The 13,642-nt window shown below is 67.9% G+C and carries 10 protein-coding genes; 7 read left to right on the top strand and 3 right to left on the bottom strand.

Going from position 1 to position 13,642, the window contains the following annotated elements; translation table 11 throughout:
• Window positions 1–832: 832 nt before the first annotated feature.
• From EET13_RS20965 to EET13_RS20955, 3 genes are all read left to right on the top strand, one after another.
• Window positions 833–1,573 (top strand): thioesterase II family protein, encoded by a 741-nt coding sequence (locus EET13_RS20965; RefSeq protein WP_122444076.1) that lies wholly within the window; start codon window positions 833–835, stop codon window positions 1,571–1,573.
• 125 nt (window positions 1,574–1,698) lie between these two features.
• Entirely contained in the window at window positions 1,699–3,135 is a 1,437-nt protein-coding gene (locus EET13_RS20960) for a hypothetical protein (RefSeq protein WP_122444075.1), read from the top strand.
• A gap of 153 nt (window positions 3,136–3,288) precedes the next feature.
• Entirely contained in the window at window positions 3,289–4,617 is a 1,329-nt protein-coding gene (locus tag EET13_RS20955; RefSeq protein ID WP_211189109.1) for a cytochrome P450, read from the top strand.
• Between the two features lie 121 nt (window positions 4,618–4,738).
• Here EET13_RS20955 and EET13_RS20950 read toward each other — a convergent pair whose 3' ends face one another.
• Entirely contained in the window at window positions 4,739–5,062 is a 324-nt protein-coding gene (locus tag EET13_RS20950; RefSeq protein WP_122444074.1) for a hypothetical protein, read from the bottom strand.
• A gap of 450 nt (window positions 5,063–5,512) precedes the next feature.
• On the opposite strand from EET13_RS20950, the gene EET13_RS20945 reads away from it, so the two are divergent.
• The gene (locus EET13_RS20945; RefSeq protein ID WP_122444108.1) at window positions 5,513–6,802 is read left to right on the top strand and encodes an MFS transporter; all 1,290 of its coding nucleotides are present in this window, start codon (window positions 5,513–5,515) and stop codon (window positions 6,800–6,802) included.
• On the opposite strand, the gene dapD is transcribed toward EET13_RS20945, so the two are convergent.
• Window positions 6,799–7,743 (bottom strand): 2,3,4,5-tetrahydropyridine-2,6-dicarboxylate N-succinyltransferase, encoded by a 945-nt coding sequence (gene dapD / locus EET13_RS20940; protein ID WP_122444073.1) that lies wholly within the window; start codon window positions 7,741–7,743, stop codon window positions 6,799–6,801. The genes EET13_RS20945 and dapD overlap by 4 nt on opposite strands.
• Window positions 7,744–7,843: 100 nt before the next feature.
• On the opposite strand from dapD, the gene dapE reads away from it, so the two are divergent.
• Entirely contained in the window at window positions 7,844–8,908 is a 1,065-nt protein-coding gene (gene dapE, locus EET13_RS20935; protein WP_122444072.1) for a succinyl-diaminopimelate desuccinylase, read from the top strand.
• Here dapE and EET13_RS30970 read toward each other — a convergent pair.
• The gene (locus tag EET13_RS30970) at window positions 8,905–11,085 is read right to left on the bottom strand and encodes a tetratricopeptide repeat protein (protein ID WP_122444071.1); all 2,181 of its coding nucleotides are present in this window, start codon (window positions 11,083–11,085) and stop codon (window positions 8,905–8,907) included. The two genes, dapE and EET13_RS30970, sit on opposite strands and share 4 nt — an antisense overlap.
• Window positions 11,086–11,187: 102 nt before the next feature.
• Between EET13_RS30970 and EET13_RS20925 the strand changes: the two genes are divergently transcribed.
• Together EET13_RS20925 and fadD6 are read left to right on the top strand one after the other, a co-directional pair.
• Entirely contained in the window at window positions 11,188–11,757 is a 570-nt protein-coding gene (locus EET13_RS20925) for a TIGR00730 family Rossman fold protein (RefSeq protein ID WP_122444070.1), read from the top strand.
• A gap of 53 nt (window positions 11,758–11,810) precedes the next feature.
• On the top strand, window positions 11,811–13,592 hold the full coding sequence (gene fadD6, locus EET13_RS20920) for a long-chain-acyl-CoA synthetase FadD6 (protein WP_122444107.1): 1,782 nt from the start codon (window positions 11,811–11,813) through the stop codon (window positions 13,590–13,592).
• Window positions 13,593–13,642 lie beyond the last annotated feature (50 nt).

The raw sequence follows: 13,642 nt of genomic DNA, 5'->3' as shown, positions 1-13,642 counted from the left end.
GACAGCCGGCGGGGCGCGTCTGAGGCCACGCCCCGCCGGGGCCCCACCGGGCCCCGTCCAGCCGAGCCATGGCTTCGCCCATACCCATGCCCCGCCCGGATAAACCCCGGGGAAGCAAGGCGCAACGTCGTCATAAGCCACCTCCCCCAATGATCAGCTCCGAGTGTTCATCTGTCTGGCCGGCCGGCAGATCGGCTGGCGATGCAACGTCCGGCGAGCCAATAGCGCGGCCGGTGCTGCGAAATCAGCGAAAATCACTGCGCGGTCTGCACATACGCACACCGTTGCGACGCGGATACCCGCCGCCGCCCACCGGTAAACACGCAGCTGAAAGCACTGGGCATAGGCTCGCGGCACGCGGGCGCGACTGTTGTTTTGCCGATCCCGGTGATCGCCCTCGGCACGGTGTTCCCGACGCGGGACGGCTGCCCGGTGCCCACCGGGCCGCCGCCGCTGGTTTTCGTTACCCCCGTCATAGTTTTGACTGCGTCCGCGCAGGGAATCGCAGTGATTGTGGTCGAGCGGATCAGCAGGCAACACCTGACGCGCAGTAGACCCGCAGCGGCTTTCGTCGCGCCGGCGGGCGGCGACGCCGCGGCAGTGCCGCGGGCGTACCAATCCGGCCCGACCCGTGGCCGCGTCGGTGAGTTCGCCCGAATGCGGTCGGACGGCGACGCCCAACGACTCACCAGCGCGCACCACGTATGGACGACCCGGCTATGGGCGACCGGGGCCCGGCAAGTCGGACGGCCCCTCCCGCCGGCCCCACCAGGCGCCACCAAGCGATGCCGCATACCGGCGGCAAACCCTGATGATCGATGAAAGGACTTACATGTCAAGCACCTTCGCGCCCTGGATCAAGCACATGCCGGGGCCAGAACGACAACCTCACCGCGGCGCCATCGTGGTGTTCCCGCACGCCGGGGCGGCGGCCGCCAGCTACCGGAAATTGGCGACGGCCCTGGCCGCCGGGGGCGACACGTTCATCGTCCAGTACCCGCAGCGGGCCGAGCGGCTCAACCACCCTGCGCCGCGAGATATCCACGACCTGGCCTTGGGCTTGTTTCAGGCCGGCCCGTGGCACCGGGCGGCGCCGTTGCGGCTGTTCGGGCACAGCATGGGTGCGGTGGTGGCGTTCGAGTTTGCCCGGATCGCCGAACAGCGCGGTATCGCGGTGCGCAAGCTGTGGGTGTCGGCCGGGCCGGTGCCGTCCGCGGTCGCTGATCTACCCGAGCTGCCCACCAGTGATACCGAGCTGCTGGCCGACCTTGCCAACATGGGCGGGACCGACCCCCGGCTGTTGGCCGACGAGGAGTTCGCCGAGTTACTGACCAATGCGGCGCGGTGCGACTACCAAGCGCTCAACCGCTACGACTGCAGCAACGGGGTGCGCATTCGCGCCGATATTCACGTCATCGGTGGCCGGCATGACAACCGGGTTGATTCCGGGTCGCTGCACCGGTGGGCCAACCACACCGACGGCAAGTTCACCCTGTCCTTTTTCGACGGCGGGCACTTCTACATCAACGACCACACCAACACCGTCGCCAACCGCGTCGTCACCAATGTCTGATGCCGCCTCGGCGGCACATCGGATGGGCGCTGACGGGGCCGGGACGGACGACGAGCCGCGCGAAACCCGTTGACAGCGATGAGCGTGCCGGCCCGGCAATCCCGCATTCGATCGGAGGCTAACACGTGCCAGTCCAGCTACGGCCCGCTCGAGCGCGGCAGACGCTTCGCAACGGCAACGCATCCAACGGCGATGTGGCGCCGGACAACTGGTTGTCGTCCATGGACCAAGCCATGTTCGCGCTGCTGCGTGCCCTGGACCGCGCCGCTGTCGTCCAGTGTGTGTGGGTATACGAACACCGCGTCGACGTCGAGGCACTCAAGCGTTTCCACCACAACCTCGGCCATGGATTGCTGGGGCGGCGCATCGAACGCTCGCCACTGCCGTTCGCCAACCATCGGTGGGTCTGTGATCGGGGCCCGGCCGACATGGATGTGGCCGAACGCCCGCGTTCACGCGGTGAGCTCAGCGACTGGATCGACGAGCGCGCACAGGAACCGATCGATCCCGAGCTTGGACCCGCTTGGCATCTGGGGGTCTTGCCGCTGACCGACGGCTCGACCGCGATCAGCCTGGTGGCTTCGCACTGCCTGATCGACGGGCTGGGGATCGGCCTGGCGGTTGCCGAGGCGGCCATCGGCAAGAAGCGCAACCTCGGTTACCCACCGCCGCGTTCCCGCACCCGGCTGCGGGCGCTTGTCCAGGACGCGCGCCAAACCGTCCGGGGCGCGCCCGAGGTCGGTCGGGCTCTTGCCGGGGCGGCGAAGGCCGCGCGTCGTCGTCGCCAGGAGGAGGCGCCCGCCACCGCGTCGGCGCCGCCACGGCCCGTCGCCGCCGGGAGCCCGTGTGGCGCCGAACGTGACGAACGTGTCGTGGTGCCGGCCATAGCCATTCATGTCGATCTGGATCAGTGGGATGCGCGCGCCATCGCGCTGGGCGGAACCAGCCACCATCTGGCCGCCGCCCTGTCGGCCAAACTTGGCGAACGGATGGGCCGCCGGCGTGCTGGCGACGGCATGGTCACCTTGCAGGTGCCGCTCAGTGATCGCACCGAACATGACACCCGGGCCAACACGCTGTCGTTCGTGAGCGTGAGCGTGGACCCGAGCGGGGTGACGACCGACCTGTCCGACACCCGCGCGGCCATCAAGCAGGTGTTCAACACCCTGCGCGAAACCCCGGAAGTGGCATCGCCGATGCTTCCGCTTGCGCCGCTGGTGCCGTTCGTCCCGAAGCGGTCCTTGAAGCGGCTCGCCGAGGCGGCGTTCGCCTATGGCGATCTGCCCGTGGCGTGTTCGAGTCTCGGCGATCTGGCCGCCGTGGCTGCCTGCCCGGACGGCACCGAGGCCGAGTACGCATTCGGCGGTGGCATCATCCAACACGTCAAGCGCGACCATCTCGAGCGTCACGGTGAGCTATCGCTGGTATTCGTGCGGATCAGCGGCAAGATGTGCATCACCGTTGTCGCGTACCAGGCCCGCCAGGTCTGCTCCAAGCCCCAACTGCGTGAGCTGGCGGCCCGAACTCTCGCCGAGTTCGATCTCAGCGGGGTAATCGAATAAACCGGGCGCTCATAGCAAACTCATTAAAACCGTCAACTGTGTTAGACGTATATCTTCGCGGGTACACCACGTTCATGCCGTTCATGACCTTCGCGTGGTTGCCGCGTGAGTGAACCGATCGCCAGAGACGGATCCAGCGGTACGGGACCGGCGATCACGCGGCCGACGAATGCCAAGTTGCCGCCGGCGCCACCGCGGGTAATCCCCAAAGGGCTGCAGGGCATCGCGTTTTTCGCGACGCGCCGCTGGGCCACCGAGCAGCTCGCCCACCGCTACGGCGGTGCGTTCCGGCTCGATGTCCCGGTGTTCGGACGCCTGGTTGTCGTGGCCGACCCGCGGCTGGCCAAACAGGTATTCAGCAGCAGGACAGACGAACTCGGCGCCATCCAGCCGAACTTGAGCCGGCTGCTGGGCTCGGGTTCGGTATTCGGGCTCGACGGCGACGAGCATCGACGGCGCCGAAAGCTGCTGGCCCATCCGTTCCGCGCCAGTAACATGCAGAACTACGAGCGGATCGTCGAACAGGAAACCCTGCGGGAAATCGCCGACTGGCCCGACGGTAAGGCATTCTCCACCTTGCCGGCGATGAAGCGCATCACCCTCAACGTGATCTTGCGCGCCGTCTTCGGCGCCGAAGGAGATGACTTCGACGAACTACGGCAGGTCATCATACCGTGGGCGAAATGGGGTTCGCGGTTGTCGACGCTGCCCCTGCCGGCCCGCACCTATGGGCGCTACACCCCGTGGGGCCGGCTGGCCGAATGGCGGGGCAAGTACGACGCGATCATCGACAGAATCATCGACAAAGCGCAATCAGATCCGCAGTCGGGCAAGGATATGCACGACCGCGGCGACATTCTCTCGCTGCTGCTGCGCAGTGCCTACGACGACGGTTCGGCCATGTCGCGCAAGGACGTTCGGGACGACCTGCTCACTCTTCTGGTCGCCGGCCACGAAACCACCGCCACCACCTTGGCGTGGGTGTTCGAACGGCTGACCCGCCAGCCCGAGCTGTTGTCGGCGCTCGTCGCGGAGGCTGACACCGACGATAACGAGTTGCGGCACGCGGCGATCTACGAGGTGCAGCGCACCAGGTCGGTGATCGACTTCTCCGGTCGCCGGGTACGGGCGCCGGCATTCGAGCTGGGCGAGTACGTCATACCCCAGGGCTATTCCATCGTCGTCAGCCTTTCGCGGTGCCACGCCGACGCCGACACGTTCCCTAATCCGGATCGCTTCGATCCGCGACGCTACATCGACGGCAAGCCGTCGCCCTTTGCCTGGGTTCCGTTCGGGGGAGGGACCCGTCGGTGCGCGGGGGCGGCATTCGCCAAGATGGAAATGAACGTGGTATTGCGAACCATTCTGCGCCACTTGACTATTGAGACCACCACGGCGCCACCGGAGAAGATACGTGCGGGCGGCCTCGGATTCCTGCCGAAGGACGGCGGGCGGATCGTCGTGCACCACGTCAGGCGCTGACCGGTCACCGGATCACAGCGGTGCGGTCGAATCGCGCGGTCAGATCCCAACTCGGCGCCGGGCGACGCTCTGCCCCCGGGCACAGGGGTGGCGATGGCCCGGGGGCAGAGCGGGGCTGCGTTCAGGGAACAAGTGCCCAGAACGGATGGGTGACCGACCACAGCGGGTGGGTCAGATCTTCGGTGTAGTGGTAGACGGGGTGGGTCGGCGGCGGAACCGGGTGCATCGGAGCGACTCCCGGGCGCATCGGAGTTTCGGCGGAGTCCATCGGTCCCCGACCGGGGTGCAGCGGTGCGGCGTTCACCGGAGCCCCACCCGGATGCATCGGGCCCAGGGCCGGCTGTCCAGGGGCGGCCGAGGCCGTCGCGGTACCCGCAAACGTTCCCGCAAGCGAAAGGCCAAGGGCGCAGAGGACACCCGCCGACAAGGTGCGAATCGTTGACATGTCGAACTCCCTTCGGTTCGGTGCTGTTCGGCTCGAAAAGCCCGGGTTGTCGACGCTGAATGAACCGCGTCCGGCGTTAGCCCCGTTGCCATGGTGTCGAGCCGACCCGCCCCTCTCGTTTGTCATATATGGTTGACAATATGACGGTAGGACCACTCCGGCTATATTGTCAACCATAGTTGATTAATGTGACCGTTGTCGCATCCTGCGGTTGACTGGGCTTCGCACTTTGGAGCGCAACGGGTTTCATGACTCTCGGCACCGCCTCACGCGCCTGCTGCCGGCGCATGCACAGTTCCGCTCAGCATGTTGACAGCACATTCACGGCGCTGGAACGGAATTCGTCCGGCTTCCTGGCTTATCGTCACCGCCATGTATGTAACCGCGGAGGCCGGCGGCGGCGCAGGGGCCGCCGTCGGGACGGGTGAGCCCAGCCCGCTGGCAACGCCCATGAGAAGGGTGGCCCTGTCCTGCGCCGTCGGCTCGGCGGTCGAGTACTACGACTTCTACATCTACGGCACCGCGGCCGCGCTGGTGTTTCCCTCGGTGTTCTACCCCGGCCTCGGTCCGACGATGGCCACCGTCGCCTCGATGGGAACATTCGCGACGGCGTTTCTGTCGCGGCCGTTCGGTGCGGCGGTCTTCGGGCATTTCGGGGACCGGCTGGGCCGTAAGAAGACCTTGGTCGCCACGTTGCTGATCATGGCCATGGCGACCGTTGCCGTCGGCGTTGTTCCGGCGACCGCCACCATCGGGGCGCTGGCCCCGCTGATTCTGATACTGCTGCGCCTGCTGCAGGGTTTCGCCGCCGGCGGTGAATGGGCCGGATCGGCGCTGTTGAGTGCCGAGTCAGCACCCCCGCACAAACGCGGCTATTACGGGATGTTCACCGCAATCGGCGGCGGCATCGCACTGGTACTCAGCGGCCTCACCTTCTTGGTCGTGAACTACACGCTCGGAGCTGACAGCTCCGCTTTCCTGCGCTGGGGATGGCGTGTCCCATTCCTACTGAGCGCAGTGCTGGTCGTCATAGCCCTGTATATGCGCCTGAAGATCAGCGAGACCCCGGTCTTCGCCACCGAGATGGCCAGGACTGATGCTGGGAATGCAACCCCTAGCCCCGCTCCGTTGACGGAAGTGCTGCGCCGCCAGCCCCGTGAACTGGTCCTGGCTGCGGGTTGCGTGCTTGCCGTCTTCGGCTGCCTGTATCTGGCCAGCACCTACCTTCCCTCGTACGCACAAACCCGCTTGGGCTATTCGCGCGACTTCATCCTGCTGGTCGGGGTGCTGGGCGGGCTGACCTGCATCGTGTTCGTATCGATGACGGCCGTGCTGTGCGACCGGTTCGGGCGCCGGCGCCTCATGCTCGCCGGGTGGGCCGTGGGCCTTCCATGGTCGCTGTTGGTGATGCCGCTGATCGATTCCGGTGATCGCACCTGGTTCGCGGTCGCGATCCTGGGCGTTTACGCCATCGCGGCGGCTGGTTTCGGACCCGTCGCCGCCCTGATCCCCGAATTGTTCGCCACCCGCTACCGCTACACCGGCACCGCCCTATCGATCAACGTCGCCGGCATTGCCGGGGGAGCGGCGCCGCCGTTGGTCGCCGGCACCCTGGTGGCCCTCTATGGCAGCTGGGCGGTCGGCGTGATGATGGCCGCTCTGGTGGCGGTCAGCCTGGTGTGCACCTATCTGCTTCCAGAAACAACCGGAACCACATTCGGCTCGGTTATTGAGCGCTAGTTGGCGTGCAGATCCTCGTTGAGGGTGATGCCTTCCCGGTCGCGGGATCTCACCTCGACGGCGCCGGTGACCGAGTTGCGCCGGAACAGCAGATTGTTGCGGCCGGAAAGTTCGCGTGCCTTGACCGCGGTGCCGTCGGGCATGGTGACCTTGGTGCCGGCGGTGACGTAGAGGCCGGCCTCCACCACGCAGTCGTCGCCCAAGGAGATGCCCAGCCCGGCGTTGGCGCCGAGCAGGCAGCGTCTGCCGATCGAAATGACCTCGGTGCCCCCGCCGGACAGGGTCCCCATGATCGATGCGCCACCGCCGATGTCGGAGCCGTCGCCTACGAGCACACCCGCCGAGATGCGGCCCTCGACCATTGAAGCGCCCAGGGTTCCGGCGTTGTAGTTGACGAAGCCCTCGTGCATGACGGTGGTGCCCGGCGCCAGGTGGGCGCCAAGCCGCACCCGGTCGGCGTCGGCGATGCGCACCCCGGTGGGCAGGACGTAGTCGACCATCCGCGGGAACTTGTCGACGCCGTAGACCGTGACGGTTCCGTGGCGGCGCAGCCGGGCCCGCACCGCTTCGAAACCCTCGATGGCGCATGGTCCGCGGTTCGTCCACACCACGTTCGTCAACACCCCAAACAAGCCGCCGGCGTTCAGCCCGTGCGGCGCCACCAATCGGTGCGAGAGCAGATGCAGCCGCAGGTAGGCGTCGAACGCGTCGGCGGCGACATCGGCCAGCGAGCCGATGACGGTGTAGACCGCCACGACCTCGGTGCTGCGATCGTCGTCGCGGCCGACCAGCGCGACCAACTCGGGCGGGATGTCGGACAGCGCCAGTCGGGAGGTTCCGCTGCTGTCCGATTCGGTCAGCTCCGGCGCGGGGAACCAGGTATCGAGGACCGATCCGTCGGCGGCGAGGGTCGCCAAGCCGATGCCTGCTGCTCCAGTCACGCCTCGACACGCTACTTGCCTGCGCGAGCAGCCGCAGAATCGCACCCCAGGCCTGTGGGGAGTGCGATTGTGTGTCTGCTCGGCGCTCTAGGCTGGGAGCGTGCTGGACTTGCGCGGTGATCCGATCGCATTGACCGCGGCCTTGGTCGATATCCCCAGCGAGTCGCGCAACGAGGCCCGCATCGCCGACGAGGTGGAAGCCGCGCTGCGGGCTCAGACAACCGGCTTCGAGATCATCCGCAACGGCAACGCCGTGCTCGCACGCACCAGCCGCAGCCGGCCGTCGCGGGTTCTGCTGGCCGGGCACCTCGACACCGTTCCGCCGGCCGGCAACCTGCCCAGCCGGCTCGAGAACGGCGAGCTGTACGGCTGCGGCACCGCCGACATGAAATCCGGTGACGCGGTCTTCCTTCATCTGGCCGCCACCGTCGCCGAACCGGTGCACGATCTGACGCTGGTGTTCTACGACTGCGAGGAAATCGAAGCTGCGGCAAACGGTCTGGGCCGCATCGAGCACGAGTTGCGCGACTGGCTGTCGGCCGACGTGGCCATCTTGGGCGAGCCGACCGCCGGCTATATCGAGGCCGGCTGCCAGGGCACGCTGCGCGTCGTGATCAGCGCCACCGGAACCCGCGCCCATTCGGCGCGTTCGTGGTTGGGCGACAACGCAATTCACAAACTGGGTGCGGTCCTGGACCGGTTGGCGCGATACCGGGCGCGCAGCGTCGACATCGACGGTTGCAGCTACCGCGAGGGTTTGTCGGCGGTGCGCGTCGACGGCGGTGTGGCCGGCAACGTGATTCCCGATCGCGCGTCGGTCACCGTCAACTACCGCTTTGCCCCCGACCGGTCGGTGGCCGCAGCCCTGCAGCACGTCCATGACGTCTTCGACGGGCTCGACGTGCAGATCGAGCAGACCGACGCCGCCTCGGGTGCCCTGCCCGGGCTGTCGGAGCCGGCCGCCAAAGCACTGGTCGAGGCCGCCGGCGGGCAGGTCCGGGCGAAGTACGGCTGGACCGACGTGTCGCGGTTCGCGGCACTGGGTATACCCGCGGTCAACTACGGTCCCGGCGATCCCAACCTGGCCCACCGTAGCGACGAACGGGTGCCGGCCGCCCAGATCACGGTGGCCGTGGACATGCTGCGGCGCTACTTGAGCGGCTAACCCGGCCGGTTCGCGGCCCTGGTTGCTGCTGCCGCTGCGTCTGCGGCCGCGGCGGCCATCCCGATCGTGGCCAGCTCCTCGGCCGCGGCGGTCAGCGCGGCAGCGTCGCGGTCGCCCAACGCACGGGCCTGTTTGGCAACGAGATCGCCCACGCGGCAGTCGATCTCGGCTGCCAGCCGGGTCACGGGGACTACCGCCCGGATGTCGCCGAGGCGAATGGCGTCATGCCAGGCCCGCAGTGCCACCGTCGACTGCCCGCCTCGTTCGGCGGTTCGCGCCGCCTCGCGCGCATCGGCGATGGCGCCGGCCTTGTCCCGAGCGGCGGCTTTGGTCCACGCGCGGGCCAGCATCAGTTCGGGGGCGAACAGCGCTGACTTGGTTCCGTGCCGGGTCTCGGCGCGCCGCAGCGCTTTCGCGGACTCGGCGATGCGGCCTTGCTGTGCGATGGCAGTGGCCAGCAGCATCAATGACAGCGGACCCCAGGAATAGCCGGTGCGTTCCAGCTCGGCGGCGGCAGGCTCCAATAGCGTTGCCGCAGAATCGAATTCACCCTTAGTGAGTAGCACATACGCCAGCAACACCTCGCCGATGGCTCGACCGGGCTGTTGCAGCTCGGCGAAGTCGGTGAACTGCTGGGCCAGCGCCTGAGCCCGGGCAGTCTCACCCGCCATCAGTAATGCGGTGATCTGTGCCAGGCCCACGGTGAACCGCAGCAGCCCGGGATGTTCAGCGGCCGAGGCCCGTTGGGCCAGCGGCTCGACGTCGCGGAAGCGACCCATCCGTGCCGAGGACAGCGCGGCGGCGCTGGCCGCCCACGCCACGGCCGTGTCACCGGGGGACGGCTGGGACAACACCTGGTCGGCCAGCGTGATGGCCCGCGGCAGGTTTCCGGCGTTCATGGCGAACGTTGCCGTCAGCGCGTCCAGCTCGGCCTGCGCGGTGGGCTCGCTGATCCGGCCGCGCGTGGTCTGCAGGAACGCCGTGGCCCGCTCCGGTTCGCCGAGCATCCAGAACTGGTTGGCGGCCCGCGGCACCGCCCACGCCATCAGCTCGGCCTCGGACAGACCGGCAGGGTCCACGGCCGCCAGCACCCCCGCGGCTTGCCGGCCGCGTCCCTGCCAGCTCAGCGCCTGGGCCAGCACCAGTCGCGCGTCCAGTCCGGCCGATCGATCCAGCGCCGCTCGCGCCAACCGCTCGGCCAGCCGCACGTCGCCCAGGCGCAGCGCCTGCTGCGCGGCGGCGACCACCTCGTCCACCGGTTGCTCGGCTTCGCTGTCCAGACTGCCCAGGGCCAACGCCGCCAGCCGCAGCCGGTCACTAAGGTGTCCGATGGAATGCCGCGACAACAACATGACTACCTCGGTTCGCCGTCGTCGCGCGCCCTCTTCGCCCAGCACGGCACGCGTGCGTTCGGCGAACAACGGGTGAGCCGTATAGACCACCGGATCGTCGGCGCGCCCGCCGCGTACCCGGGTTTCCGCGGCGCCCAACTGCTCGGCCTGCTGCACGGCGCCATCACCGGCGAGCACCGTGAGATCGGCAAGCGACAAGGGCTCTGCAATGGCGAGATAATCCAGCACCGACCGAGCCGGGGCGGGCAGCTCGGCGATGAATTCGTCGACCTCGGCCGGCGCGGTTGGTCCGCCCGGCGGCTCGATGTCGATCCGATCCAGCAAACAGTCGGTCCACAGCGCTGTGATGGCCTCGGGCGCGGCCGGGGTAACCGGGGTAGCGGGGGTATCCGGGGTGCGCGCGGTGACGATCATCCGGGCCGCGCCGGTCAGCGCCAACTGGTACACCAGGGTGGCGGACAGGATGTCCAGATCGTGGGCGTCGTCGACGATGAGCAGCAGCTTGCCTTGCGTAGCGTCAGCACACAGCGATGCCCGGGCGGCCCGCAGTAGGGCGGCCGGCTTGCCAATTTCGGCGATGCTCACCAGATGGCCGAAGGCGCCGAACGGAACCACGCGCTCGGTCGGGGTGCCGATGACCCAGCGGATCAGCGTGGTCGGGTACCGGCGGCAGAATTGTTCGGCGGCCAACCGGGCCAGCGTGGATTTGCCGACTCCGTCGGGTCCGAGGACGACTGCCCCACCGCCAGCGGATGCGTCACCCAGGGCGGCTTCCAACCGCTCCAGCGCGGCCGCCTGTTGCGGGACGTTCCATCGAATGGGCACCGCTGAAATCTTATGGCGCTCGATCAAGCGGGGCGCAATGGCGGCCCACTTCTGTTCGCGTTCCGCCGCACCCGGAGCCGGTGTTGGTCTACGTTTCGGTATATGTGCCCAAGACTCGACTCAACCGAACACGAGTGGGCCGTATGTGTCTACTGCGCGGCCGGACCCACGCACCCGGAATTGCTCGAGCTCGCTGCGGAGCTTGGAGAGGCGATCGCCGACTCCGGCTGGACCCTGGTCTGGGGTGGCGGCAACCTTTCGGCCATGGGCGCTGTCGCGGGGGCGGCGCACGCACGCGGCGGGCGGACGGTCGGCGTGATTCCCAAGTTGCTGATCCGTCGCGAACTGTCCGACGCGGATGCGGCCGCCGAACTGATCGTCACCGACACGATGCGCGAGCGTAAGCACATCATGGAGGGACGCGCCGACGGATTCATCGTGCTGCCAGGTGGTCTGGGGACGCTGGATGAGCTTCTCGACGCCTGGACTACCGGCTATCTGGGTATGCACAGCAAACCGATCGTGATGCTCGACCCGTGGGGGCACTACGACGGTCTGCTGGCGTGGCTCAACGGACTGGTGGACGCCGGTTACGTCGCGCAGGCAGCAATGGAGCGGCTGAGCGTAGTCGATAAGGTGGGCGCGGCGCTGGAGCTGTGCGCACCCTCGTGACCGGGCATGGGCGCCGCGCCCCGTCACTTTTCACGAGCGAATCGAGGAACAAGGTGTCCGACCACCAAGGTGGCGCGCGCGCACGGGTCAAGCTCAGCGACGTCGCAGCCCGGGTGCCGGGCGTACTGGCCGACACACCGTCGATAGTGCGGGGGGCGGTGACCGGCTTGCTGGCCCGGCCGACGTCCAAGGCGTCGATCGGGAGTGTTTTCCAGGACCGGGCAGCCCGTTTCGGTGACCGGGTCTTCGTGAAATCCGGCGAGCAGCAGTTGACCTATCGCGAGGCCAACGCGACCGCCAACCGGTACGCCGCGGTGCTGGCCGCGCGAGGTGTCGGCCCCGGCGACGTGGTCGGCATCATGCTGCGCAACTCGCCCAATACGGTGCTGGCCATGCTGGCCGTCGTCAAGTGCGGCGCCGTTGCAGGGATGCTCAACTACCACCAGCGGGGTGAGGTGCTCGCCCACAGTCTGGGCCTGCTTGACGCCAAGCTGCTGCTCACTGAATCGGACCTGGTCAGCGCCATCAGTGAAAGCGGTGGCCCGGCCGGCGAGGTGCTGACCGTCGACGACCTGGAGCGCTTTGCCGCGACCGCGCCCGCGCATAACCCGGCTTCGGCTGCGGCGGTGCGAGCCAAAGACACCGCCTTCTACATTTTCACGTCGGGCACCACGGGGTTCCCCAAAGCCAGCGTGATGACTCACCACCGGTGGCTGCGGGCGCTGGCGGTGTTCGGCGGCATGGGACTGCGGCTGAAGAGCTCGGACACGCTGTACAGCTGCCTGCCGCTGTACCACAACAACGCGCTGACGGTGGCGGTGTCGTCGGTGATCAATTCCGGAGCGACGCTGGCGCTGGGCAAGTCGTTCTCGGCGTCGCGGTTCTGGGACGAGGTGATCGCCACCGAGGCCACGGCGTTCATCTACATCGGGGAGATCTGCCGTTATCTGCTCAACCAGCCGACCAAATCGACCGACCGGGCGCACCGGGTACGGGTGATCACCGGCAACGGCCTGCGGCCGGAGATCTGGGACGAGTTCACCCAACGGTTCGGCATCGCGCGCGTCTGCGAGTTCTATGCCGCCAGCGAGGGGAACTCCGCGTTCATCAACATCTTCAACGTGCCCAGGACCACCGGTGTGTCGCCGATGGCGCTGGCCTACGTGGAATACGACCCGGATACCGGCGCCCCGCTGCGTGACGACAGCGGCCGGGTACGCCGGGTGCCCCCCGGTGAGCCGGGGCTGTTGCTCAGCCGGGTCAACCGGCTGCAGCCGTTCGACGGCTACACCGACCCGGCGGCCAGCGAAAAGAAGTTGGTGCGCAATGCATTTCGGGACGGCGACTGCTGGTTCAACACCGGTGACGTGATGAGTCCGCAGGGTATGGGGCACGCCGCGTTCGTCGACAGGCTGGGCGACACCTTCCGGTGGAAGGGCGAGAACGTCGCCACCACGCAGGTCGAAGCGGCGGTATCGGCCGACCCCTCAGTCGAGGAGTGCACGGTCTACGGCGTGGAGGTGCCCAACACCGGCGGCCGCGCCGGCATGGCCGCGATCAAGCTGCGCGACGGCGCCGAGTTCGACGGGCAGTCCCTGGCCCGGGCCGTCTACGGTCAGTTACCCGCCTACGCGCTGCCGCTGTTCGTGCGAGTAGTCGAGTCGATGGCGCACACCACGACGTTCAAGAGCCGCAAAGTGGAGCTGCGCCAGCAGGCTTACGGCGCCGAGGTCGAGGATCCGCTCTACGTGCTGGCCGGCCGCGACGAAGGATACGTGCCCTACTACGCCGAATACCCCGACGAAGTGGCGGCCGGTCAACGCCCTCGGGCGTGACGGCGCCGGGCAGCGCACCGCGTCGATCTCTCTAGTTGGCGGCCGCTGGG

The organism is Mycobacterium attenuatum (assembly GCF_900566085.1).
Lineage (GTDB): Bacteria > Actinomycetota > Actinomycetes > Mycobacteriales > Mycobacteriaceae > Mycobacterium > Mycobacterium attenuatum.
Note: the sequence above shows the minus strand (reverse complement) of the source record. Positions and strands in the feature narration are given on the sequence as shown.